The sequence below is a fragment of the Microbacterium sp. USHLN272 genome, assembly GCF_037149655.1.
Lineage (GTDB): Bacteria > Actinomycetota > Actinomycetes > Actinomycetales > Microbacteriaceae > Microbacterium > Microbacterium galbinum.
In genome coordinates this window covers 2,511,471-2,534,943 of record NZ_JBBCRA010000001.1, presented here as the reverse complement: position 1 = coordinate 2,534,943, position 23,473 = coordinate 2,511,471, and the positions used below count along the sequence as shown (strand labels likewise).

23 protein-coding genes are annotated in these 23,473 nt (G+C 68.9%); 10 read left to right on the top strand and 13 right to left on the bottom strand.

Annotated elements, in window-relative coordinates; all coding sequences use genetic code 11:
- Positions 1-33: 33 nt before the first annotated feature.
- Both WFJ97_RS12230 and WFJ97_RS12225 read right to left on the bottom strand, forming a co-directional pair.
- Positions 34-906 (bottom strand): hypothetical protein, encoded by an 873-nt coding sequence (locus WFJ97_RS12230; RefSeq protein ID WP_336641676.1) that lies wholly within the window; start codon positions 904-906, stop codon positions 34-36.
- Between the two features lie 10 nt (positions 907-916).
- Positions 917-1,903: an EamA family transporter gene (locus WFJ97_RS12225; protein ID WP_336641675.1), complete on the bottom strand. Its 987-nt coding sequence runs from the start codon at positions 1,901-1,903 to the stop codon at positions 917-919.
- Between the two features lie 39 nt (positions 1,904-1,942).
- Between WFJ97_RS12225 and WFJ97_RS12220 the strand changes: the two genes are divergently transcribed.
- The 7 genes from WFJ97_RS12220 to WFJ97_RS12190 all read left to right on the top strand — a co-directional run bounded on the left by WFJ97_RS12220 (position 1,943) and on the right by WFJ97_RS12190 (position 7,936).
- Complete coding sequence (locus tag WFJ97_RS12220; RefSeq protein ID WP_336641674.1) at positions 1,943-2,479, top strand: CGNR zinc finger domain-containing protein; 537 nt, start codon at positions 1,943-1,945, stop codon at positions 2,477-2,479.
- 133 nt (positions 2,480-2,612) lie between these two features.
- Positions 2,613-3,197, top strand: a complete 585-nt coding sequence (locus WFJ97_RS12215; RefSeq protein WP_336641673.1) for a glucose-6-phosphate isomerase family protein — start codon at positions 2,613-2,615, stop codon at positions 3,195-3,197.
- A 7-nt stretch (positions 3,198-3,204) separates the two neighbouring features.
- Positions 3,205-4,710 carry a xylulokinase gene (gene xylB / locus WFJ97_RS12210; RefSeq protein ID WP_336641672.1) on the top strand — a complete coding sequence of 502 codons (1,506 nt, stop codon included), beginning with the start codon at positions 3,205-3,207 and terminating at the stop codon, positions 4,708-4,710.
- A complete protein-coding gene (locus tag WFJ97_RS12205) occupies positions 4,710-5,663 on the top strand; it encodes a phosphoglycerate dehydrogenase (RefSeq protein WP_336641671.1) in 954 nt (317 codons plus the stop codon). The genes xylB and WFJ97_RS12205 overlap by 1 nt, the downstream gene beginning before the upstream one ends.
- Before the next feature lie 9 nt (positions 5,664-5,672).
- Positions 5,673-6,635, top strand: coding sequence for a shikimate dehydrogenase family protein (locus tag WFJ97_RS12200; protein ID WP_336641670.1), 963 nt, complete (start codon positions 5,673-5,675; stop codon positions 6,633-6,635).
- Positions 6,632-7,594, top strand: coding sequence for a phosphotriesterase family protein (locus WFJ97_RS12195; protein ID WP_336641669.1), 963 nt, complete (start codon positions 6,632-6,634; stop codon positions 7,592-7,594). Before WFJ97_RS12200 ends, WFJ97_RS12195 begins: the two co-directional genes overlap by 4 nt.
- A 24-nt stretch (positions 7,595-7,618) precedes the next feature.
- Positions 7,619-7,936 carry a putative quinol monooxygenase gene (locus tag WFJ97_RS12190; protein ID WP_336641668.1) on the top strand — a complete coding sequence of 106 codons (318 nt, stop codon included), beginning with the start codon at positions 7,619-7,621 and terminating at the stop codon, positions 7,934-7,936.
- Between the two features lie 428 nt (positions 7,937-8,364).
- Here the strand turns inward: WFJ97_RS12190 and WFJ97_RS12185 are convergent, their stop codons facing one another.
- From WFJ97_RS12185 to WFJ97_RS12170, 4 genes are all read right to left on the bottom strand, one after another.
- On the bottom strand, positions 8,365-9,357 hold the full coding sequence (locus WFJ97_RS12185; protein WP_247624454.1) for an ABC transporter substrate-binding protein: 993 nt from the start codon (positions 9,355-9,357) through the stop codon (positions 8,365-8,367).
- Positions 9,358-9,495: 138 nt separating this feature from the next.
- Positions 9,496-10,527, bottom strand: a complete 1,032-nt coding sequence (locus WFJ97_RS12180; RefSeq protein WP_247624453.1) for an ABC transporter permease — start codon at positions 10,525-10,527, stop codon at positions 9,496-9,498.
- Positions 10,527-12,029, bottom strand: coding sequence for a sugar ABC transporter ATP-binding protein (locus tag WFJ97_RS12175; protein WP_247624452.1), 1,503 nt, complete (start codon positions 12,027-12,029; stop codon positions 10,527-10,529). Before WFJ97_RS12175 ends, WFJ97_RS12180 begins: the two co-directional genes overlap by 1 nt.
- 198 nt (positions 12,030-12,227) lie before the next feature.
- A complete protein-coding gene (locus WFJ97_RS12170) occupies positions 12,228-13,097 on the bottom strand; it encodes a sugar phosphate isomerase/epimerase family protein (RefSeq protein ID WP_336641667.1) in 870 nt (289 codons plus the stop codon).
- 191 nt (positions 13,098-13,288) lie between these two features.
- Here WFJ97_RS12170 and WFJ97_RS12165 point away from each other — a divergent pair, with 191 nt between their 5' ends.
- The gene (locus WFJ97_RS12165) at positions 13,289-14,311 is read left to right on the top strand and encodes a LacI family DNA-binding transcriptional regulator (RefSeq protein ID WP_336641666.1); all 1,023 of its coding nucleotides are present in this window, start codon (positions 13,289-13,291) and stop codon (positions 14,309-14,311) included.
- A 191-nt stretch (positions 14,312-14,502) separates the two neighbouring features.
- On the opposite strand, the gene WFJ97_RS12160 is transcribed toward WFJ97_RS12165, so the two are convergent.
- The 3 genes from WFJ97_RS12160 to WFJ97_RS12150 all read right to left on the bottom strand — a co-directional run bounded on the left by WFJ97_RS12160 (position 14,503) and on the right by WFJ97_RS12150 (position 17,261).
- Complete coding sequence (locus WFJ97_RS12160) at positions 14,503-14,922, bottom strand: RbsD/FucU family protein (RefSeq protein WP_336641665.1); 420 nt, start codon at positions 14,920-14,922, stop codon at positions 14,503-14,505.
- Between the two features lie 85 nt (positions 14,923-15,007).
- Positions 15,008-15,979, bottom strand: a complete 972-nt coding sequence (locus tag WFJ97_RS12155) for an aldo/keto reductase (protein ID WP_336641664.1) — start codon at positions 15,977-15,979, stop codon at positions 15,008-15,010.
- Positions 15,966-17,261 carry an L-fuconate dehydratase gene (locus WFJ97_RS12150; protein ID WP_336641663.1) on the bottom strand — a complete coding sequence of 432 codons (1,296 nt, stop codon included), beginning with the start codon at positions 17,259-17,261 and terminating at the stop codon, positions 15,966-15,968. The genes WFJ97_RS12155 and WFJ97_RS12150 overlap by 14 nt, the downstream gene beginning before the upstream one ends.
- 124 nt (positions 17,262-17,385) lie before the next feature.
- Between WFJ97_RS12150 and WFJ97_RS12145 the strand changes: the two genes are divergently transcribed.
- Both WFJ97_RS12145 and WFJ97_RS12140 read left to right on the top strand, forming a co-directional pair.
- Entirely contained in the window at positions 17,386-18,246 is an 861-nt protein-coding gene (locus tag WFJ97_RS12145; protein ID WP_336641662.1) for a fumarylacetoacetate hydrolase family protein, read from the top strand.
- Entirely contained in the window at positions 18,243-18,995 is a 753-nt protein-coding gene (locus WFJ97_RS12140; RefSeq protein ID WP_247956972.1) for an SDR family NAD(P)-dependent oxidoreductase, read from the top strand. The genes WFJ97_RS12145 and WFJ97_RS12140 overlap by 4 nt, the downstream gene beginning before the upstream one ends.
- 594 nt (positions 18,996-19,589) lie before the next feature.
- Here WFJ97_RS12140 and WFJ97_RS12135 read toward each other — a convergent pair.
- The 4 genes from WFJ97_RS12135 to WFJ97_RS12120 form a co-directional block, all read right to left on the bottom strand.
- Entirely contained in the window at positions 19,590-19,967 is a 378-nt protein-coding gene (locus WFJ97_RS12135) for a hypothetical protein (RefSeq protein WP_336641661.1), read from the bottom strand.
- Positions 19,968-20,065: 98 nt separating this feature from the next.
- The gene (locus tag WFJ97_RS12130) at positions 20,066-22,030 is read right to left on the bottom strand and encodes an alpha/beta hydrolase (protein WP_336641660.1); all 1,965 of its coding nucleotides are present in this window, start codon (positions 22,028-22,030) and stop codon (positions 20,066-20,068) included.
- Positions 22,030-22,398, bottom strand: coding sequence for a DUF6507 family protein (locus WFJ97_RS12125; protein WP_336641659.1), 369 nt, complete (start codon positions 22,396-22,398; stop codon positions 22,030-22,032). Before WFJ97_RS12125 ends, WFJ97_RS12130 begins: the two co-directional genes overlap by 1 nt.
- A gap of 106 nt (positions 22,399-22,504) precedes the next feature.
- A complete protein-coding gene (locus tag WFJ97_RS12120) occupies positions 22,505-23,467 on the bottom strand; it encodes an amidohydrolase family protein (protein WP_336641658.1) in 963 nt (320 codons plus the stop codon).
- Positions 23,468-23,473: the final 6 nt, after the last annotated feature.

Sequence of the window (23,473 nt, the reverse complement as noted above, 5' to 3'; positions counted from 1 at the left end):
AGCAAGTACCTGACGTATACACTCCGCGGCTGCTCACGCCTTCTGGCGCGAGTAAGGATGCCAGTGGGCCGTGAGCGCTGCGATCATCGCGCCGCCGGCCGGCGTCTGCTCGGGCACGGGCTCGAGCACGATCCCCTCGGCTGCGAGATCGGCGAGCACTGCTGTGCGGAGCGCGACGATGCGCGCGCTGTCTTCGACGCCCAGCTCTTCGGATGCGTTGGCCTGGATCTCCGCTGCGCGTGCATCGAGTTCGGGTTGCATGCGCTCGACGGCGACGTTGATCACAGTGTCGATCTCGAGCCTCTCCTCGGGGCGCAGCATCCGCACGAGCAGCACGAGCAGCATTCCGCCCACGCCGATCACTCCCCCGGCGATCACCAGCGGCAGCACCCACATCTCCGGACGGGAGAGCTGGAAGGCAGTCGCGGCACCGAGCGCGATCGCCAGACCGATCTGCAGGCGCACGACGGCCCGGTTCCACGGGCGCCAGCCCGCGACGGCGAGCACGACGAGGTCGGCGACGGTCGAGCCACCCACCAGCACCGCGAGAACACCCTGCGTCGCTTCAGGATCGGTGCGCGCGCCGCTGGCGAGGGCAGCGCCGACGCCGGCCGCGAGGAGAGACAGGAACAGCACCGGGAAGGTCCAGCCGCCGTGCGGACTCCGGCCGCCGTACTCCCGTCTCATCCGCCGTCGGCACTCGCGCCATGCGCCCACCGCTGCCGCATGGGCGTCTTCCCAGACCTGGAATGCGAGGTCTCGGTGCCCGACGACACCGAAGGCGGCACGCTCGACCTCCCTCGCGTCGATGTGCGCGCGATTCGGCGGCAGATTCGACCGCGTGCGCGCGACCTGCTCGGCGAGCTCCCCGGGGTCGCCCACCTTCCACCCTCGCGCTCGCTCCATGCCCACCAGGCTAGCGATCGCCGCGGGCGCACCCCTCGGGCACCGGCTCGACGAATTCCGCAGGCGGCGCGGGCTCGCCGAGCTTCACCACGACGACGCCCGCGAGCACGAGCGCTCCGCCGAGCGCCTGCAGCAGATCGGGCAGTTGCCCCAGCAGCAGCCAGCCGAACAGCAGCGCGGCGACGACCTCGGCGAGCGCGACGAACGAGGCCAGCCTCGATCCGAGCATCCGCGTCGACGCGATCCCCAGGAGATACGCGAGAGCCGTCGCGAGCACGCCCATCGCGAGCACGGGCACGAACCACGGCACGGTGCCGAAGCGGTAGGCGATGTCGTCGGTGCTCCAGGCGATCGGGAGGATGCCGACGGCTCCGGCGATCGTGAGCCCGACCGCGCCGAGCAGCAGCCCGCTGCCGGCGAGCGCGAGAGGCGGAAGTCCCGTGTCGGCCTTGGCCGACAGCACGAAGTAGGTGGCCGCGCCGACCATCGCGCCGAGCGCCCAGAGGATGCCGGCGACGTTGACGTCGGCACCGGTGACGATGTCGAGCATGAGCACGAGGCCGACGAAGGCGATCGCGGCGCCCAGGATGCTGCGGCGGCTGGGCTTCTCGCCGCGGCGGATCCAGAGCCAGAGGATGACGGCGACCGGTGCCGTGTACTCGATGAGCAGGGCGAGCCCGACGTCCATGACGGCGACGGCCTGGAAGTAGAACAGCTGTGTCGCGGTGACGGCGAGCAGTCCGTAGGCGGCGATGATGACGGCGTTGCGGCGCAGCAGGTGCCAGCGCCCGCGCAGGGTGAGGATCGTCGGGATGAGGAGCACGAGGGCGGCGACCCAGATGCGCGCGGTGACGGCGGCGCCGGGCGTCCACCCGGCGTCGATCAGACCGCGCGCCCATCCACCCGACATGCCGAACGCGAAGGCGGCGCCGATCGCCAGCGGGAGACCAAGCTTGACGCCGCGCGCCGTCCGCACGTCATCGGTCACAGTGCTCATGGCATGTGACGCTACTCGCGGCGAATGTAAGATGTCAACATGATCTTCACCGATGACACGACGGATGCCCTGCAGGCATCCGTCTGGCTCGTGAACTCCGCCGAGCACCCCGACACGCTCGAGACCCTCGCCGACGAGGAGACCTTCCTCGAGGAGTTCCCCTACACCGGCCGACTCGACCGGGACGAGGTCGAACTCGCCGATCTGCGCAGCATCCGTCCGCGCCTGCGCGCCCTGCTGCTCGCGCCGCGCGACGAGATGGCCGCACGCGTGAACGACGTGCTCACCGACACCCCCGTCGCGCCGCAGCTCGTGCGCCACGGCGACACCGACTGGCACCTGCACGCCGTCGGCGACGAACGACCTCTCGCCGAACGCGTGCTGATCGAGACCGCGATGGCCCTGGTCGACGTGATCCGGCAGGACGAGGGCTCGCGCCTCTCGATCTGCGACGACGAGAGCTGCGAGGCGATCGCCCTCGACCTCAGCCGCAACCGGTCCAAGCGCTACTGCTCCCCCACCTGCGCGAACCGCAACGCGGTGGCCGCGTACCGCGCTCGGCAGGCGGAGGGATAGCTGCGCACCTGCGCAGCAGACCCCGCGCAGATGGATGTAGACGCCAACCTGTAGTAACAGGTATGCTCACCTGTAATGACAGGTTGTGGCGCGATGCCCGACCAGCAACGACGCTGCGCGACGAGGAGCACCGATGCCCACCTTCCACACCCCGCCGATCCAGCCGATGGCGATCGCCTTCGACGCCGAGAAGCTGACCCTCTCGCCCGAGGGCCCCACTCTCACCCGGCGGATGTCGGACCTCGAGGGCCTCTTCCTCGACCACGACGCCTGGAAGGCCGCAGCCGAGGGCGACAACCCCGTCGTCTACACCGTCGTCAGCTCGCCCGTGCCCGAGACCGATCGCGAGCTGCCCCAGTCGATCACCACGATCATGCCCGGCGACACCTCCGGCGAGCTCTGGATGACCAAGGGCCACCAGCACCCGTACCACCAGGGCGAGATCTACCTCGCGCTCAAGGGTCGCGGCGGGCTGCTCATGTTCGACGGCGAGCGCACCGAATGGCTCGACATGCTGCCCGGCACCATCGGGTACATCCCGCCGGGTTGGGCCCACCGCTCGATCAACACCGGCGACGAGCCCTACGCGTTCCTCGCGGTGTACCCCGGCGGCGCCGGTCACGACTACGGCTGGGTGCTCGAACACGGCATGGGATCCCGCGCCTACCGCGGCACCGACGGCTCGGCCGACCTGCGCCCGTACACGACCGCGAGCTGAGCCGGCCATGCTGATCGCCCACGACCTCGGCACCACGGGGAACAAGGCTTCGCTGCACCACGACGACGGACGCCTGGTCTCGTCGGTCACGGTGCCCTACCCCGCGCACTTCGCCGCGGGCGGTGTCGCCGAGCAGAACCCGCTCGACTGGTGGAACGCGGTCGTCGAGGCGACCCGCACCCTGCTCGCGAAGACCGGCACCCTCCCCACCGAGGTCGCGGGTCTCGTCGTGGGCGGTCAGATGATGGGCGCCGTGCTGCTCGACGCCGACGGCGAGCCCGCCCGCCCGGCGATCATCTGGGCCGACACCCGCTCGGGCGCGCAGCAGCGCGAGCTCGAGCAGGCGCTCGGCGCCGAGCACGCCTACGGCATCCTGGGCCACCGGCTGAACCCCACCTACTCGGTCGAGAAGATCATGTGGGTGCGCGACAACGAGCCCGACGTCTGGGCGCGTGTGCGCCGGTTCTGCATCGCGAAGGACTTCATCGTGCTGCGCCTCACCGGTCGCCTCGCGACCGACCGCTCCGACGCCTCGGGCACCAACGCCTACGACCAGCGCACCGGCACGTGGTCGAGCGAGGTGCTGCAGGCGGCACGCCTCGACCCCGCACTGTTCCCCGAGATCCTCGACTCCACCGCGATCACGGGACCGCTGACGGATGCCGCGGCCGAGGCCCTCGGCCTGCACACGGGCGTGCGCGTGGTGATGGGCGGCGGCGACGGCCCGCTCGCCGCGGTCGGCTCGGGCGTGGTCGCACCGGAGGACGGCGCCTACGTGTGCCTGGGCACCTCGTCGTGGATCTCGTTCGCCGCGGATGCCCCGCTGCACGACCCGGCGATGCGCACCTTCACGTTCGACAACGTCGTGCCGGGGTCATTCGTGCCCACCGCCACGATGCAGGCGGGCGGAGCATCCGTCCAGTGGATCGCCGAGGCGCTCTCGGCCGACCCGGCGCACCCCGACACGGGGCGACTCACCGCCGAGGCATCCGCCGACGTCGACACCGACGACCTCTATTTCCTGCCCTACCTGCTCGGCGAGCGCTCCCCCCTGTGGGACCCGGACGCCCGCGGCGCCTTCGTGGGTCTCGCCCGTCACCACACCCGTGCGCACCTCGTGCGCTCGGTGCTCGAGGGCACCGCGTTCAACCTGCTCACGTGCATCCAGGCGTTCCGCGCCTCGGGCGCCACGATCGACCGCATCGACGCGGTCGGCGGCGGCGCGCAGAGCGACGTCTACCTCTCGGTGCTCGCCGATGTGTGGGGCGTGCCGGTGCGCCGTCGCACCATCGTCGAAGAGGCGAACAGCCTCGGCGCCGCGGTCACGGGCGCCGTCGGCCTCGGCCTCGCCGACTTCTCGGCCGCCCGCGCGCTCAGCGAGGTCACCGCCGAGTTCACGCCCGACCCCGCCCGCCACGCGGTCTACGCCCAGCGCCACGCGCGCTTCACCGAGGCGTACACGGCCCTCGCCCCCTGGTTCGCCGGGCGACCGAGCGTCGAAACGACGAACTGATGGGCGTCATCCTCGTCACCAGCCGTTCGTTCTCCGACGGCGACCTCGACCTGGTCGAGCGGGCGGCGGTCGCCGGGCACCGCATCCTCCGCGGCCCCGCGCACCACGACCTCGACGAGCTGCGCGTGCTGCTGCACGGGGCGGATGCCTGGATCGCCGGCACCGGCCCCGTGACCGGCGCGCACCTCGCCGCGGCGCCGAAGCTCAAGATCATCGCGCGCTACGGCGTCGGCACCGAGGCGGTCGATCTGGCCGCGGCCCGGAGCCGCGGCATCCCGGTGTCGAACACTCCCGGCGCGAATGCGGATGCCGTCGCCGATCACGCGGTCGGCCTGATGCTCGCCGCCCTGCGGTTCGTGCCCGACGGCGATCGCCGGGTGCGGGCGGGCGACTGGGGAGTGCGCCGGGGCCGTGAGCTGGGAGCGGCGACCGTGGGGATCGTGGGCTTCGGTCGCATCGGCCAGGGGGTCGCGAAGCGGTTGAGCGGATTCGGATGCCGCATCCTCGCCGCCGACCCGTTCCTCCCCGCCGAGGTCGTCCGCGCCGCGGGCGCCGTGCCCACGGTGCTCGACGAGCTGTTCGAGACGGCCGATCTGATCTCGCTGCACGCGCCGGGCGGCCAGCTGCTCGTCGATGCCGGCCGACTCGCCCGCATGCGTCGCGGCAGCGTCATCGTCAACACCGCCCGCGGCGACCTGATCGACGAGGCCGCGGTCGCCGACGCCCTGCACGACGGCATCCTCGCCGGCTACGCGGCCGACACCCTCGACGGCGACACGGCTGCGAAGAACAGCCCCCTGCTCGCCGATGCCCTCGCCGATCGGGTGATCGTCACCCCGCACCTCGGCGCCCAGACGACCCAGGCCGTCGACAACATGGGCTCCCTCTCGCTCGACGACGTGATCGCCGTGCTGAAGGGTTCCGAACCCCGCTTCCCCGTGACCGCCCCGTAGGAGAACCCGATGACCACCTCCCTTCCCGCTTCCCTCCCCGTCGACGCGGATACCGGCGCCGGATACATGGGCTTCGTCGGCGTGAGCACCGGATCGTCGTCGATCATGCAGGTGTTCCCCCGCTGGGCCGATGTGCTGGGCCTCCCGACCCGCGAGCTGGTCGGGCACGACCTCCCGATGGATGCCACGCCCGCGCAGTACGTCGCGATGGTCGAGCAGATCCGCGACGACCCGAACCACCGAGGAGCGCTCGTCACGACCCACAAGATGAACGTGTACGCCGCGGCATCCGATCTCTTCGACGAACTCGACCCGTTCGCGGTCTCGTGCAGCGAGATCTCGAGCATCTCGAAGCGCGGCGACCGCCTCATCGGCCGCGCGAAGGACCCGATCACCGTCGACCTCGCCCTGAACGACTTCCTGCCCGCCGACCACTTCGCCCGCACGGGAGCCGAGGTCGTCATCCTCGGTGCCGGAGGATCGGGCACGGCGCTCAGCTGGGCCCTCGCCGAACGAGCGGATGCCCCGACGCGGGTGACCGTGACGGCACGCAGCGACGAGGCGCTGGAGCACCTGCGCGCCGTCCACGCGCAGCACGGCACGGCGGAGGGACTGATTCGTTACGTGCGCACCGACTCGCCCGCCGAGGCGGCGGCCCTGGTGGCGGCGGCACCGGCGGGCTCCGTGATCGTGAACGCCACCGGCCTCGGCAAGGACCGCCCCGGCTCTCCCCTGCCCGACGACGTCGTCTTCCCCGAGGACGCGTACGTGTGGGAGTTCAACTACCGCGGATCGCTCGAGTTCCTGCACCAGGCCCGCGCTCAGGAGCAGGCGCGGTCGCTCGTCGTCGTCGACGGCTGGCGCTACTTCATCCACGGCTGGTCGCAGGTGGTCGCCGACGTGTTCGAACTCGATCTGACTCTTAAGATCGTCGAGCAGCTCGCCGAGGCGGCGGAGTTCGCACGCCGATGATCCGCACGGTCCTCGGCGACATCGACCCGGCGCTGCTCGGGGCGACGAACTATCACGAGCACCTGTTCCAGGTGAGTCCACTGCTGCCCGGTGACGAGCTCGACGACGAGGCGCTCTCGGGCGCCGAGGCCGAGGGTCTGCGCGACAGCGGGTTCGCCGCGATGGTCGACGCGACCCCGTTCGGGATCGGACGCGACCCCGAGGCCGTCGCACGCATCAGCGCCGCGACCGGACTGCACATCGTCGCCACGACCGGGCGTCACCGCGAGGCGCACTACGCGACGGAGCATCCCACCCGTACCTGGGGCATCGACGCCCTGAGCGCGCTGTTCGTGCGCGACATCGCCGACGGGATGCCGGTCGACGACGCCGAGGCACTCACCTCGGAGACCCCGCGCGCCGCACACTCCCCCGACGGAGCCCCCGTGCGCGCCGGGCTCCTCAAGGGCGGCATCGACTACTGGCGCATCAGCGACTTCGAGCGCGCCACCCTCGATGCCCTCGCGACCGCGCACCGTGAGACCGGGGCGCCGATCATGGTGCACCTCGAGTTCTGCACGGCGGCGCACGAGGTGCTCGATCTGCTCGCGGCCGCGGGCGCGGCATCCGATCGGATCGTGCTCGCACACGCCGACCGCGATCCCGACCCGGGCCTGCACGCCTCGCTCGCCGAGCGCGGCGCGTACCTCGGTTACGACGGCATGGCCCGGCCGCGCACGCGATCGGATGCCGAGCTGCTCGCCCTCACCGCCGCGGTCGTCGAACGCGGCGCCGGCGACCGGGTGCTGCTCGGCGGCGACGTCGCGCGCCGCACCCGCTACCTCGCCTACGGCGGGATGCCCGGGCTCGCCTACCTCGGCGAACGCTACGTGCCGCGCCTGCGCACCCTCATCGGAGACGAGGCCGTGGATCGGATGCTCGTCGCCAACCCCGCCCGCCTGCTCGCACTCTCGCGCTGAACCGACCGACCTCTGGAGACACCGTTGTCCCACGCATCCGCATCCGAATCCGAACCCACCATCCTGCACGCCACCTTCACCGCCCGCCCCGGCGAGGGCGATCGCGTCGCCGAACTTCTGCGCGAGTTTTCCGTGGAAGTACAAGCAGAAACAGGTAACGTGGTCTTCGATGCCACGCGACTCGTCGACGATCCCGATCGCTTCTTCGTGTACGAGGTCTATCGCGATCACGCAGCGTTCCAGGCGCACATCTCGGCCCCGGCCGGTGTGCCGTTCAATGCGGCGCTGCAGGAACTGATCGTGGAACCCTCTTCGCAGCTCACATTCCTCCGCCGTCTCTGACGGCGGATGCAACCGGAGGATCCCCCCCTCTCTCCGGTTGGGAAAGGCCCGGTGTGTCCCCCTCGGATACCGGGCCTTTCCGGCGTCCGGGGCTCTCTTCGTGGCGGGGCCCTTCGACAGGCTCAGGGACCCAGAATCTCCGTGCATCGCTCCGAAACTGGGTCGCTGAGCCTGTCGAAGCGTCCCGTACGCGCAACAACGGAGGAGAACTCGCCTTCCGCCGGAAGCATCCGCTCTTTCGATCCTCCCGAACGCGAGAACTCCTCCCGAACGGATGCCGCAGGGAGGGCCCTTCGACAGGCTCAGGGACCCAGAATCTCCGTGCATCGCTCCGAAACTGGGTCGCTGAGCCTGTCGAAGCGTCCCTCCTCGAGACGCGAAGAGGCCCCCCACCCGAAGGTGAGGGGCCTCTCGATCCGGAGATCAGATCACTGGTAGAGAACCGCGGCGATCTTGTCGTCCTCGAGGTTCGTCTTGTCGTACCAGTACGAACCCGTGTCGTAGAACTCGTCGACCGTCTCGCCGTTGGCGGCGTCGTACGCGGCCTGCACGACCTGCGCACCGATGCCGATCGGGTCCTGCGTGATGGCGCCGGCCATCGTGCCGTCCTTGATCGCGTTGATCTGGGCCGCACCGGAGTCGAATCCGACGATGGTGAGCTTGCCCTTCTCGAGGCCGAGCTCGTTGACCGCGTTCACGACGCCGATGGCGGAGCCCTCGTTGGTGCCGTAGATGCCCTTGAGGTCGGGGTGCGCGGCGATCATTGCCTTGGCGATGTCGGCCGACTTCAGGTGGTCGCCGTCGCCGTACTGGATGTCGACGATCTCGATGTCGGGGTAGTCCGACTCGATCTTCTCGACGAAGCCGTCACGACGCTCGACACCGGTCGAGTTGATCTGCGAGTGGCCGACGATGGCGACCTCGCCCTCACCGCCGATGAGCTCGGCCATGTGCTCGGCAGCCAGGGCTCCGGCGACCTTGCTGTCGGTCGCGGCGAGGCTCAGGCCCACGTCGCCGTCGCACGGTGCGTCGAAGTACACGACGGGGATGTCGGCGGCCTTGGCCTTGTCGAGGTAGGGCACGCAGGCCTCGGGGTCGAGCGCGGCGTACGCGATCGCAGCCGGCTTCTTGTCGATGGCGGTCTGCAGCATCTGCAGCTGGGCGTCGACCTCAGTCTCGGCGGCGGGGCCCTCGAAGGTGATGGTGACGCCGAGCTCGGCGGCCTTCTCCTCCGCGCCCTTCTTGACGGCCTGCCAGAACTGGTGCTGGAAGCCCTTCGAGACGAGGGCGATGTACATCTCGTCACCACTGCCGGCGTCGCCACCGGCGTCGCCGCCGCCCGCGTTGCTCGAGCAGCCTGCCACGACGATCGCCGCCGAGGCGATCAGAGCCGCGAACGCGGCCTTCTTTCCGAACTTCATGGAAACTCCGTTGTTTGTGTGTGTGCCGGCCCGGGAGCCGGAGTGGGACATTCGTGGTGCGGTGTGCCGGTGCGGATCGCTCCGCGGTGTCGGCCGGGTCGCCGATCGGAGGCGGCGGGCACAGCGCCGCCTCCGGGGTCAGGTGCGTGCGCGGTTGCGCAGGGAGTCGAAGAACACCGCGATCAGGATCACGACGCCGACGACGATGTTCTGCCACTCGGACTGGATCGACATGATCCGGAGGCCGTTGACGAGCACGCTCATGATGAGCGCACCGATCACGGTGCCGAGGATCGAGCCGCGTCCGCCGAGCAGCGAGGTGCCGCCGATGATGACGGCCGCGATCGCCTGCAGCTCGTAGCCCGTACCGATCTGCGGCTGGGCCGAGTCGAGGCGCGAGGCGATGATGACGCCGGCGATTCCGGTGAACGCTCCGGCGAACATGTAGACGAAGATCGTCCAGCGGCGCGTGTTGACGCCCGAGAGGCGGGTGGCCTCTTCGTTCGAGCCGATCGCGAAGGTGTAGCGGCCGAGCAGCGTCTTCGACAGCACGAGGTACGCGATGACCGCGAGCACGAGGGTGATGAGCACGGCGTTCGGGAGGCCCGGGATGAGGGTGCCGAGGGCGATCTGCTTGAAGTCCGGAGCGGACGACGAGAAGTAGATCGGCGCGACGCCCGAGATCACGAGCGCGAGGCCACCGGCGATCATCATCATCGCGAGGGTCGCGATGAACGGGGGCAGCCGCAGGAACGTGATGTTGACGCCGTTGACGAGGCCCATCAGCACACCGGTGGCGATACCGCCGATGACGCCGACGAACACCGGCAGCCCCATGTTGGTGATGAAGACACCGGTCATGACCGAGCAGAGCGCCATGCCGGTACCGAGCGACAGGTCGATGCCGCCGGTGATGATCACGAACGTGGTGCCGAGGGCGAGGATGCCGATGACCGCGGTCGAGAGCAGGATGCCGGAGACGTTGCTCCACGTGAGGAAGTTCGGGCTGGCGACCGAGAAGAAGATGAACAGCACGACGAGCGTGCCGAACGCCAGCGACTGCTGCACCTGGCGTCGGAGGAAGCCGCCGATGTCGCGCTTGTCGGTGTTCTCGTTGACGGCGGTCTGGATGATCGTCGTCGTCGACGACCCGTTCTGCGGGGTGCTCATCAGTCTTCCTCCCCATGGGCTGCGAGTTGCATGATCTTCTCCTGGCTGGCTTCCTCGTTGCGGAGCGTCCCGGTGATCCGGCCGTTCGCGAACACGGCGATGCGGTTCGCGACGCGGAGGATCTCGGGCAGTTCCGACGAGATGACGATGATGGACTTTCCCTGGTCAGCGAGCTGCTGCATCAGGCGGTAGATCTCTTCCTTCGCTCCGACGTCGATGCCGCGGGTCGGCTCGTCGAAGATGAGGATGTCGCAGTCGCGCATCAGCCACCGGGCGATGACGACCTTCTGCTGGTTGCCGCCCGAGAGCAGCTTGACGACCTGGTTGACCGAGGGCGTCTTGACCCGCAGTTGCTGGACGTACTCCTTGGTGCGGTTCTTCGCCTTGCCGTCGCCCATCCAGCCGATCCCGTTGGCGTAGGAGCCGAGCGAGGCGAGCACGGTGTTGAACGTGACGTCCTGTTCGAGCATGAGCCCGAGGAGCTTGCGGTCCTCCGAGAGGTAGCCGACGCCGTGCTTGACGGCATCCGCGGGCTGCCCGATCTTCGCCGGCCGACCCGAGATGGTCACCGTGCCACCGTCGCTGGGGTCGGCACCGATGATCGCGCGAGCGGTCTCGGTGCGCCCCGCGCCCATGAGACCGGCGAACCCGAGGATCTCGCCCTTGTGCAGCTGGAACGAGATGTCCTTGAGCAGGCTCTTGGTCGACAGATCCTGCACCTCGAGCACGACCGGGTCGTTGATGTGATCGCGGGCGGTGGGGCGGGTGCCCTCGTCGATCGCGCGTCCGACCATCATCTCGATGATCTTCGGGATGCTGACCTCGGCCTTGTCGAGTGATCCGATGTATGCACCGTCGCGCAGCACGCTGACGCGGTCGGCGAGGCGGCGCAGCTCGTCCATGCGGTGCGAGATGTAGACGATGCCGGTGCCGGATGCCTTGAGCTGCTCGATCAGCACGAACAGCGTCTCGACCTCGGAGTCGGTGAGCGCCGAGGTGGGCTCGTCCATGATGAGGACCTTGGCGTTGAACGAGAGGGCCTTGGCGATCTCGACCATTTGCTGCTCGGCCACGGTCAGGTCGCCGACGCGGGCCTTCGGGTCGAGGTGGATGTTGAGCCGCTGGAGCAGCTCGGCCGTCTGCTGGTTGAGCTTGCGCTCCGACAGGAACGGACCCGTGCGCGGCTCGCGCCCGACGAAGATGTTCTGCGCGACCGTGAGGTCGGGCATCATGTTGAGCTCCTGGTGGATGATCGTGATGCCGAGCTCCTGCGCCTGGAGCGGGCTCGTGAGCTCGACCTCCCGGCCCTCGAACACGATCGTGCCCTCGTCCTTGGCGTAGATCCCGGAGAGGATCTTCATGAGGGTCGACTTGCCGGCGCCGTTCTCTCCGACGAGGACGAGAACCTCCCCGGCGCGCACCTCGAGATGCACGTCCTTGAGCGCCTGGACACCGGGGAATCCCTTGCTGATGCCCTCCACTTTGAGGATGGGATCACTCACGTGCCTCACCTGCTTCCTTGAAGGTTCTTGTTCACTGCTGCTTCGTTGCTGCGTTCACCCGATGGGGTTAAACATCGGATCAATTCTGACGCTCCGCGGTCTCCCGCGCAAGTTGTACCTAAATGTATCTAATGAAGTCCGGGAGGGGAAGACCTGTAATAACAACTTGGTCACAGCTTCCCCGCCCGAGCGATCCGGCTAGTGCAGACGGATCGAGTCGACCGCGATGAGCTTGTCGCGGATGAACGCGTTCGCGTGCGCGCCCAGCTCGACGTTGTCGGTCCACAGATTGCGCCAGATCCCCAGCATCCGGCTCAGATCGGGCGCGACGACCGCCGACGAGAACGACTCGAACACGATCGGGCCGTCGTAACCGATGCGCCCCAGCGCCTTGAAGAACGTGTCGAAGTCGACCGATCCGGTGCCGAGGTAGCCGCGGTGGCTCTCGCCGATGTGCACGTACTGCAGCTGCGGAGCGGCGTCGAGCACCGGCGCGAACATATCCGACTCCTCGATGTTCATGTGGTACGTGTCGAGGTGGATGCCGAGGTTCGGTCGGTCGATCCGGCCGACGAAGTCGATCGCCTGCCGCGCGGTGTTCAGCACGTTCGTCTCGTAACGGTTGACGACCTCGAGGGCGACCGAGACGCCCCGCTCGGCGGCGTGGTCGGAGACCTTCGCGATCGCGCGGCGGCTGCCCTCGAGCCCCTCGGCGGTGACCGGCTCCATGTACTTCTTCATGGCGCTGTAGATGACGCCGCAGAAGTGGGTGCCGCCGAGGTCGGCGAGCACGTCGACGGCGCGGAGCAGCAGGGCCTCGCCCGCGGCGACGATCGCCGGGTCGGAGCTCGTCACATCGGTCGCCTCCGACAGGCCGAGCGAAGCGCTGACGGCGAGATCGTGCTCTTCCAGAGCGTCTTTCGCGGCGGCGACGTCGAACGAGAACGGATCCATGAGGGGGAACTCGATCAGGTCGAAGCCGGCCTCCTTGGTCTTCTCGACCGACAGACGGATGCCGTCGGCATCGAAGTTCCCGGTCCAGACGAGCCCGTGACAGCCGATGTTCATGCGATCCCTCGGAGGCGGGTGTGCGGCACCGTCGCCTCCATCGATTGGCACGTGCCAAAGCGATGTGCAGGTCACGCTATGCGCCGTGCCCGATCGATGTCAAGAACTTTCTTGTAACGTGCCAATAACGTCGGTTACGCTGATGCCACCCATCGGCGCACGGTGCGCCGCACGGTGATCACGGAGGATCGATGCCCGCGAGCGTCAAAGACGTCGCCGCCCTCGCCGGCGTCTCGTCGTCGACGGTGTCGAACTACCTCAACCACCCGCACGTGCTCCGGGCCTCCAGCCGTGAGAAGGTGCGGGCGGCCATCGAGGAGCTCGGCTACGTGCCCAACGAGTCGGCCCGCCAACTGCGTGCGGGGTCGAGCACCGCGCTCGCCCTGATTCTGCTCGACGCGTGGCTCCCCTACTTCCACGAGCTCTCCCGCGGCGTCGAAGACATCACCCGCGAGGCCGGCTGGTCGCTGTTCTTCAGCAACAGCAACCGCGACGGCGCGCAGGAGAGCCGCAACCTCGACATGTTCGAGGCGCACCGCGTGCAGGGCATCATCATCTACCCCTTCGGCGATGTCGCGCCGCGGCTCGAGACGCTCGCCGATCGCGGCATCCGCTCGGTCGTCGTCGGCCCCATCCCGCCCTCCACGAAGGTCGCCTCGGTGCTCTTCGACGACGTCGGCGGGGGACGCCTCGCGGGCGAGCACCTGCTCTCGATCGGACGCCGACGGGTGATGTTCCTCGGCAGCCCGACCGTCAGCCAGTCGAACGACCGCCTCGCCGGACTCCGCCAGGCGGTCGAGGGGACGGATGCTGCGATCGAGGTGATCGACGTCGATCACCTCACCACCGACGACGGCATGACCGCGGGCGCGCGCATCGCGGCCCTCCCCTCCGCCGAGCTGCCCGACGCGATCTTCGCCGCGAACGACATGGTCGCGCTCGGGGTGCTCACGCAGCTCGTGCGCCACGGCATCCGCGTGCCCGACGACGTCGCGATCATCGGCTTCGACGATGTCGCCCAGGCGCATCAGGGCGTGGTGCCGCTCACGAGCGTGCGGCAGCCCGGCTACGAGATCGGTCGCGCCGCGGGGGCGGTGCTGCTGCAGCAGCTCGCCGATCCCGCCGCTCCGCCGCCCGCGATGACGCCGTTCGCGGCCGAGCTCGTGGTGCGCGAGTCGACCGTCGGGCGCTTGCCAGCTGCCGGGCGTACCTAACTCAGGACAAACTGCCCGGAACCCCCGCTTGCGGGGGCGATTCGACCCGCTTCGGCCCGTTCGTCCTGAGTTGGGTACGCGTTGTCGCGCGCAGAGATCCGGAGAAGTGCGTCCGGGTGCCACCGGATCGACCCATTCCGGGCTTCCCCTCCCCAAACCTCCGGAGTTGTGAACCGCGAGCGCCCGAGATCTCAGGCCGACGCGTGCCCGACGACGCCCTTGCGCAGCAGCGCGTTGCCGTATTTGCGCGTCTCGCCCGTGCGCACCATCAGATACGCGGATGCCGCGACCTCGTAGTACGCGAAGCGCTCGACGAACCGCGTGGTCTCGAGCTCGGTACCCGCGGCGACCATCAGCTCGCGCTGCACCTCGAGAACCTCGCCATCGGCCGAGGTCATCAGGTCCAGGCCGGGGGCGTCGTCGAGCGGCAGCACGGTGCGGATCGCCGCGACGACCTCGGGCGTGGTCGTTCCGGGCAGGTCGATCACCCGTGCGCCGAGCCCCCAGGCGGGGAAGTGCGCGTCGGCTATCACGACCGAATCGGAGTGCCCCATCCGATCGAGGTGCAGCAGCAGCTCGCCGGTGAGCAGGGGATGGATGCCTTCGAGCACGGGGTTCCTTCGATCGGGGTGGTGCGTGGCCGCGTGGTTCGGGTCCGCGCGGCCACGGGTCTCTACGGCCACGGGGCAGCGGCGGTCAGCGCGCCGGGATGAGCCCCTCGGCGGCCAGGTTCTGCCAGAGCTCGGCGGGGATCGCCAGCGCGGCGTACTCGGCGTTCTGCTCGAGCTGCGCGGGGCGGCTGCCCCCGACGACGACCGAGCGCACCTCGGCCGCCTGCAGCGGGAACTGGATCGCGGCGGCCGGCAGCGGCACGCCGTGGTCGGCGCAGACCGCGGCGATGCGCACGAGGCGATCCCACAGGTCGTCGGGCAGCTGACCGTACTCGTACCGGCCGTCGCGGCGCGGTTCGCTCGCCGCGAGCAGTCCGGAGTTGAAGACGGATGCCGCGACGATCCCCGTTCCGGTCTCCCGGCACGCCGGCAGCACGTCGGCGGCGGCGGGCTGCTCGAGCAGCGTGTAGCGCCCCGCGACCATGATGAGGTCGAGGTCGGCGGAGCGCACGGCGGCCGCCAGGGCATCAGACACCATCGACCCGATGCCGACCGCCGCGACCTGTCCGTCGGCGCGCAGGTGCTCCATCGCGGGCAGGGCCTCGGCGAGCGCGAGGTCGAGGTCGTGCCGCTCCGGGTCGTGCAGGTACAGCAGGTCGATGCGCTCGATACCGAGGCGCTCGCGCGACTCGTCGAGGCTCCGACGGATGCCGTCGGCCGAGAAGTCCCACACCCGCTGCAGGTCGTCGGGCACGTGGAAGTCGTTGGCCGTGTCGAGGCCGCCGGTGTGCTCGGGGTTCGGGCGCAGGAGTCGTCCGGCCTTGGTCGACAGCACGAACTCGTCGCGGGGCTTCGTCTGCAGGAAGGCGCCGAGGCGCCGCTCCGACAGGCCGAGGCCGTAGTGCGGGGCGGTGTCGTAGTAGCGGATGCCGCTCTCCCACGCGGCATCCAGCACCGCCCAGGCGTCGTCGTCGCTCAGCGCGCGGAAGAGGTTGCCGACGTTCGCCGCACCGTAGCCGAGGGCGGGGATGTCGAGCACGCGATCAGGCGACGACATGCGCGCCGGTCCACGTGTAGGTGCGGATGCTGTCGGCCTTCATCTCCATGCCCGACCCGGGTGCGGTGGGGGCCATGTACGACCCGCCCTGGATGTCGGTGGGCACGACGAAGTGCTCGTGCAGATGGTCGACGAACTCGATCATCCGGCCTTCGCGGGTGCCGGTGACGGCGACGAAGTCGAACATCGACAGGTGCTGCACGGCCTCGCAGAGCCCCACTCCGCCGGCGTGCGGGCAGACGGGGACCCCGAACTTGGCGGCGAGCAGCAGGTTGGCGATGTTCTCGTTGACGCCGGCGACGCGTACGGCGTCGATCTGCATCACCGAGATCGCGTCGGCCTGCAGCAGCTGCTTGAAGATCATGCGGTTCTGCGCGTGCTCGCCGGTGGCGACCCGGATCGGGGCGACGCCGCGGGCGATCTCGGCGTGGCCGAGGATGTCGTCGGGGCTGGTGGGCTCCTCGATCCAGGCGGGGTGGAACTCGGCGAGCGCGTTCACCCATTCGATCGCCTCCGACACCTCCCAGCGCTGGTTCGCGTCGATCGCGATGGGGAAGTCGGGGCCGCACACCTCGCGGGCCTTGCGGAAGCGGCGGATGTCGTCGTCGAGGTCGGCGCCGACCTTGAGCTTGATCTGGGTGAAGCCGTCGGCCATGGCCTCGCGGGCGAGACGCTCGAGCTTCTCGTCCGAGTAGCCGAGCCAGCCGGGGCTGGTCGTGTATCCCGGGTAGCCGGTGGCGAGCAGCTCGCGCTCGCGTTCGATGCGGCCCGGCTCGGCGGCACGGAGGATCACGAGGGCCTCGTCGCGGGTGAGGGCGTTGGTGAGGTAGCGGAAGTCGACGAGGTCGACGAGCTCCTCGGGTGTCATCCGCGCGAGCAGCTGCCAGAGGGGCATCCCCGCACGCTTGGCCTTGATGTCCCACAGCGCGTTGATCGCGGCACCGATGGCCATGTGCATGACGCCCTTCTCGGGGCCGAGCCAGCGCAGCTGCGAGTCGCCGATGATCTCGCGGAAGGTTCCGCCCATGTCGTCGAGCAGCGGTTCGATCTCGCGTCCGACGAGATGCCCCGCGAGCGCGTCGATCGCCGCGACCTGCACGTCGTTGCCGCGGCCGATGGTGAACACGAACGCATGGCCGTCGATGCCGTCCTCGGCATCGGTGCGCACGACCACGTACGCGGCCGAGTAATCGGGGTCGGGGTTCATCGCGTCGGAGCCGTCGAGGCTGAGCGACGTGGGGAAGCGGATGTCGGTGGTGTCGAGTGCGACGATGCGGCTCACGGGTACGGTTCCTCTCGGGGCATGGAGAAATCCCATGCAATCCCTTGGAGTGTAAACATCCGATGTCTATACTGTCAACGACGACGGCCGTCACTGGGCGGCCACCCGAAGGATCAGGAGAATCATGAAGTTCGCGCGGCTCGGCACCCCAGGTACAGAGATCCCCGTCCTCGTCGAGGGTGATCGCTACCTCGACCTCCGCTCGGTGACATCCGATGTGAACGGCGACTTCCTCGAAAGCGACTTCGCTTCCCGCGTCGCCGCCGCCCGCGACGCCGGAGAGCTCCCCGAGCTCGAGGATGCCGCAGCCCTCCGCATCGGCGCGCCCATCGCGCGTCCGAGCGCGGTGATCTGCATCGGCATGAACTACGCCGCGCACGCCGCCGAGTCCGGCTCCGAACCGCCGACCATCCCGATCCTGTTCCTGAAGACCCCGAACACCGTGGTCGGCCCGAACGACACCGTCACGATCCCCCGCGGCAGCAGCAAGACCGACTGGGAGGTCGAGCTCGGCATCGTCATCGGCACCCGCGCCGCGTACCTCGACTCGCCGGAGGAGTCGATGGCCCACGTCGCCGGCTTCGTGCTCGCGAACGACGTCTCGGAGCGCGACTTCCAGATGGCCGTCTCGGGCGGCCAGTGGTCGAAGGGCAAGATCGCGGCGGGCTTCAACCCGACCGGCCCGTGGCTCGTCACCCCCGACGAGGTCGACCACCACGCGCTCGGCCTGCGCAGCTTCGTCAACGGCGAGCCGCGTCAGGACTCGAACACGAGCGACATGATCTTCTCGGTCGAGCACATCGTTCACCACCTGTCGCAGTACGTGACCCTCGAGCCGGGCGACCTCATCCTCACCGGCACCCCGCAGGGCGTCGCGCTCTCGGGCAACTTCCCCTACATCGCCCCGGGCGACGTGGTCGAGGTCGAGATCGACGGCCTGGGCCACCAGCGCCAGGAGTTCGTGGCCTGGGAGGCGGCGAAGTGAGCGGCGCGCTCGACGGCCTGGTCGCGATCGTCACCGGCGGCGCCTCGGGCATCGGCGCGGCGATCGCCGCGCGGCTGCACGAGGATGGCGCCCAGGTCGCCATCCTCGACCGCGACACCTCCGGAGCGGATGCCCGTTTCGCCGCGTTCACGGCCGACATCTCCGACCGTGCGAGCGTCGATGCGGCGATCGCCGCCGTGGGCGAGAAGTTCGGACGCCTCGACATCGTCGTCAACAACGCCGGTATCGGCGCGACCGGCGACATCACCGCCAATGACGACGACGAGTGGGCCCGCGTGCTGTCGATCAACGTCACCGGCATCGCCCGCGTGACCTCGGCCGCTCTGCCCTGGCTGCGCGAGTCGCCGGCCGCGGCGGTCTGCAACACGGCATCCATCGCCTCCACCACCGGACTCCCGCAGCGCGCGCTGTACACCGCATCGAAGGGTGCCGTCTCGGCGCTCACCCGCGCGATGGCGGCGGATCACCTGCGTGAGGGCATCCGCGTGAACGCCGTCAACCCCGGCACCGCCGACACCCCGTGGGTCGGGCGACTGCTGGGCGCGGCATCCGATCCCGACGCCGAGCGCGCGGCCCTCGAAGCCCGCCAGCCCCACGGCCGACTCGTGAGCCCGGCCGAGGTCGCGGCGGCCGTCGCCTACCTTGTCTCGCCGGCGGCCGGTTCGACGACCGGCACGTTCATCGAGGTCGACGGCGGCATGGCGCAGCTGCGCCTGCGGTCGGAGTAGACGCGGGGCGCACGTCGCACGTCGCACGTCACGGAGGAGATCTCGCGTTGCGCAGGAGCAGATGGTTCGGATGCTCCTGCGGGAGGTGAGATCTCCTTCGTTGTGTGTGCGGTGTCAGGGCCCGGAGTCGTCCGGTTCGTCGCTCGGCCACTCCTCCAGGGGAAGCAATCGCTTCCTATGTGCAGATAAACGGGTCCGCCTTCGATCGGGTAGGCGAAGTCCAACCCGAATCCGTCTCCGGTCTGGGATGCGACAGTGGGAGTCTTGGAGTCCGGTCCGAGGATCCGAGTCTCTAACCCGACGCCTTCCAGGGCCTCGCGCACCGCCGTGTACGCCGCATCACGATCGACCGTCGCCGTGGCCTGCCACGAGGTCGTCAGGTGCTCGAGACCGGGAGTAGAACAACCGATCGGCCCGGGCGCTACTTCGAGCACCCAGTCCTCCCCTGTCGCCGACTGCACGGCTTCCACCGCGATGTCCAACTGATCACGAGCCTTCGTCGAATTCATGGCGGCGTCTTTGTCGGTGCTGCACCCGGTGAAGACGAGGGCGAGTCCGATCGCTGTTACCGAGAGCGCCCGCGTCGCCGTCTGCTTAATCTTCTTCATCCGGCCATTCCTCGAGCGGGAAGCAGTCACTCCCAACCGAGAGATATATCGGCCCCCTCTCGATCGGGTACGAGAATGCGAGCCCGAACCCATCGCCGGTCTGAGACCCCACGGAGGGAGTCTTCGAACTCGCGGCGATCATGTGAGTCGAGAATCCAACTTCCTCGAGGGCTTCACGCACCTCCGCGTACGCGGCATCACGATCCGCTGTTGCCACCCCCTTCCACGTTGCAACCATCTGCTCAAGCCCCGGAGAACAGCCGATCGGTCCTAGGTCAGTCACGGATTCCCACTCCGCGCCAGTAGCAGACTGCACGGCCTCGACCGCCACCCTCACCTGCTCGCGCGCCGCCTGCGAATTCATCCCGGTCTCCTTTGCTTCCCCGCAACCAACAGCACATAGCATCAGGGGCAATCCGGCTAGCGCACCGACCACTCTCGCTGCGGACCAAAAGCGATCGCTCATTCGACCTCATCCCCCCGCCCCGCCGAGATCAGCGCACCATCGTCGACCGAATCCGAGCCCCGGCTCCAGTACCCGTCCGAACGCGGAGACTTGTCGGCGGCGTGCCCGAACACACCATCCGAAATGAAGACGTTCGGCTCGTGGCCACCCCAGAAGGACGGATCGTTCGGATCCGCATTGTCTACGCCGACATCCGACAACGCTTCCCCTAGTTCTGCCATGCCTGCCTGCCCCGACGCGGCTGATGTCGCCATCACGAAGCCATACACCTGGACCTGCACTATCTCGGGTCTCGGCAGCCTCAGCTGATCCCCAACCGACTTCGTCGAGTACACCTCACCCGGAGAAACCCCGACGAGATCGTCCACCGTTCGCACAGGCTCTGCCAGGCCCGGCGATCCGTAGAGGACCAGATGATCGACTTCGCCACCGCCGTACGGACCGGCGGACAGTGCGTAAGTCGCGAGTCGTGTGGAGTACGAGTAGGCATGAATGGTCGTCTCGGCCGAGGGATTCGTCGCATCAACGCCGCCCAAGAAGCGCACCAGTGGCAGCGCCCCCTCCTGCGCGAGGTCGTCACGCCCAAGGAACTCGCTCGTGAACGGATTCGCTCCGGCCGACTCGAATCCCATCCAGACCACTGTCGCGGTTGGCTCCGTGTTACCAACGCGAACATGCGCGTCTTGCATATTGACCGCATTACCGACGAGACCGTCCATCGACACCGCGGCACTGCTGTCCATTCCGGGGAGCATCACCCCCACGTATTGCGCAGTGTCGAGGTCACCCACCGAGATCGCCGCGCGCATGTCCCGCTCGCCACCGTCGGCCGGAACTTCGAACGCAACGAGTTGCACGACGGTCCCTTCCGGCGACGCTTCCAGCGCACGATCCAGCGCCTTCTGCGCCTGCTCGGCCGCGGCACGCTGCTCTGCAGTCGCGTCTGGATCGTCAAGCGTCTGCCGCATCGTTTCGCGGTTGAACTCGTCACGGTCCTTCGCCAGGATCCCGTTCAGGTTGCCGATCGTGAACGGTGCGATGTCGAAGAGCTGAGCCAGCGGCCCCGTCGTCCAGCGCTCACCGCCGCCATCGGTCGGAGCTCGCGTCGATTCCGACGCCATGCCCTGCCACAGACGCGCCGCCACCGCAGGGTCGATCAGCCCGACCGTCGCCGCGAACTCGGGGTGCGCATCGAGCCATTCCTGCGCCGCCGCCGGATCCGTCACACTCAACCTGTTGATCCTCGCCACGGCCGCCTCTTCAACGGAGTCCCGCAGATGCTCCGTCAGGTCGACGGCCCGTCGGGGTGCACCCGGATACGCCTGCTCGGCAAAACCCCAAAACGTCTGCGAGACCCGCACCTCGTCACCCCATGCGCCGAGCACCTCATCGCCACCACTGATTCCCGTCAGTTTCCTCGCGATGGCCTCTTCCTCCGCTTCGACGTCACGCCGGAAGGCCTCGATGTCGCTCTCCAGCTGCGACACGATCTCGCGGGCCCGCTCCTGGCTGTGCAGCGCGTCCGTCCGCGACTCCCGAGCCGGCGTGGTCGAAGAAGACTCCGGGTCACTGCCGTACGCCGACCAGTACTGGGCGTCCGCGAGGGCCACTGCACCATCGGCATCCGACGACTGCCTGTTCGCCTCGACGATCCGCTCGAGAAGCCGGGCACGCCGGGTGACCAACGTGGGAAGCGTTTCCGTCGCAGCATCTGACAGCGCCGTCCGCGCCGCTGCGAGTGCGGTGCCCCATTCCTGCACCGCGCGAGACGACGGGTCGAGCAGGTAGTTCATGCCGTCCGCCCCGACGACCTGAAGGACGTCCGGCAGCGTCAGCCACTGTTTCTGAGCTTCCTCCATCGCGGCGTCCAGCTTCGACTGTGCCGACGACAGGAGGGAGTCGAGGTGCTCGACGTTCGCCGGCGAAACCACTTCGACGACTGAATCCTCGGGGATCGCCATCAGCTCTCACCTGCCGACGCGCTGTACGCCTCGACCGGAGCGATACCCCAGCTCTCCGCTCTGCTCTGCGCTGCGAGGGTATCGAGCGAGATCTGCTCGTCACCCGCCACCAGCGCGGCCGTGGCTTCGCTCACTGCCGACGCGGCGGCCGCGACCTCGTGCATGATCTTTCCCGGCACAAGCGATCGATCTTCGATGAAGGTCGTCCAGGCAGTCTTCAGAACCGTCCGTCCACCCGCGACCAGGGTCGCGCTCGATTCGGCGGCGTCGGTGACGTCCCGATGCGATCTCTCGAAATCTGGCCCCACCGCATCGATGCTCGTCAGCAGAGCGAGCACGCCATCGGCATCCACATTCCAGCCGTCCATACGATCCCCTCACCGCGCCCCAAGCGTCGGAGAGAGCCTGGCACATCAGCGAAATGGACGGAGCTCAGACCGCCACCCCTGTGGATAACCCGTACGCCCCCCTTGATCAGCCCCCGAACAGCCGCCCGAAGAACCCCCGGCGGGGAGCATCCGCCGACTCCACCCGCGGGTCGTCCAATCGGTAGAACCGCCGCCCGTTCGCCCACAGGATCGCATCGACGTCGTGCCCGCGCGTCTCGGCCCACTCGACCACGGTGTCGAGCCAGCGCTGCCGCGCGTGCGGCTGGTACGTCGCCGAGCCGTCGGCCGGCGCATGCGGGTCGCCCTCCTCGGCCGGGCCGATCGACGACACCGGCCAGTCGCTCCCCCACATCAGGCGCTCGACGCCGAAGGCATCCGCGGCGGCGTCGAGGAACGGCACGAGCTGCTCGGCGCTCCACACGCCCCCGGATTCGGCGGGCAGACCCGAGAGCTTGCAGAACGCCTCCGGATGCTTCGCCACCTCCTCGATGTCGCGCACCCATTCCGCGGACGGGGCGAGCGGGGCATCCGCCGTGCCGACGGCCGGCTTGCCGAGGTGGTCGAGCACCATCCGCAGCTCCGGCACGGCGCCGGCGAGGCGGGCGATGTCGGGCAGCTGCGCGGCCCGTACGCAGACGTCGAACGTCCACCCGCGGGCGGCGACCTCGCGCGCTCCGGTCACGAAGGCGCTCGACACGGCGAGGCCGTCGGGATCGTTCTGCAGGTTGTGGCGCACACCGACGACGAGCGGATGCGTCGCCAACTCCTCGAGGTGCGTCACCGTGTCGATGCCGCGGTGCAGCTGCGCACCGGCGACGATTCCGGCGATCCCGAGGCGCCCGGCGAGGGACTGCACCCACCGCACCTCTCCGATGTAATCGCCCTCGGTCGTCTCGGCCTGGACGAACACCGCCTCCTCGCGCTCGACGTCGAGGCGATCGTGCTCGACCTCCGTCTCGGCGAAGCGGTAGGCGTAGGGACCCTCCAGCCAGGTGTAGGTGAGGACTTCTTCGTCCCACATGTGCAGGTGCGTATCGAGGACTCGCATACGCCC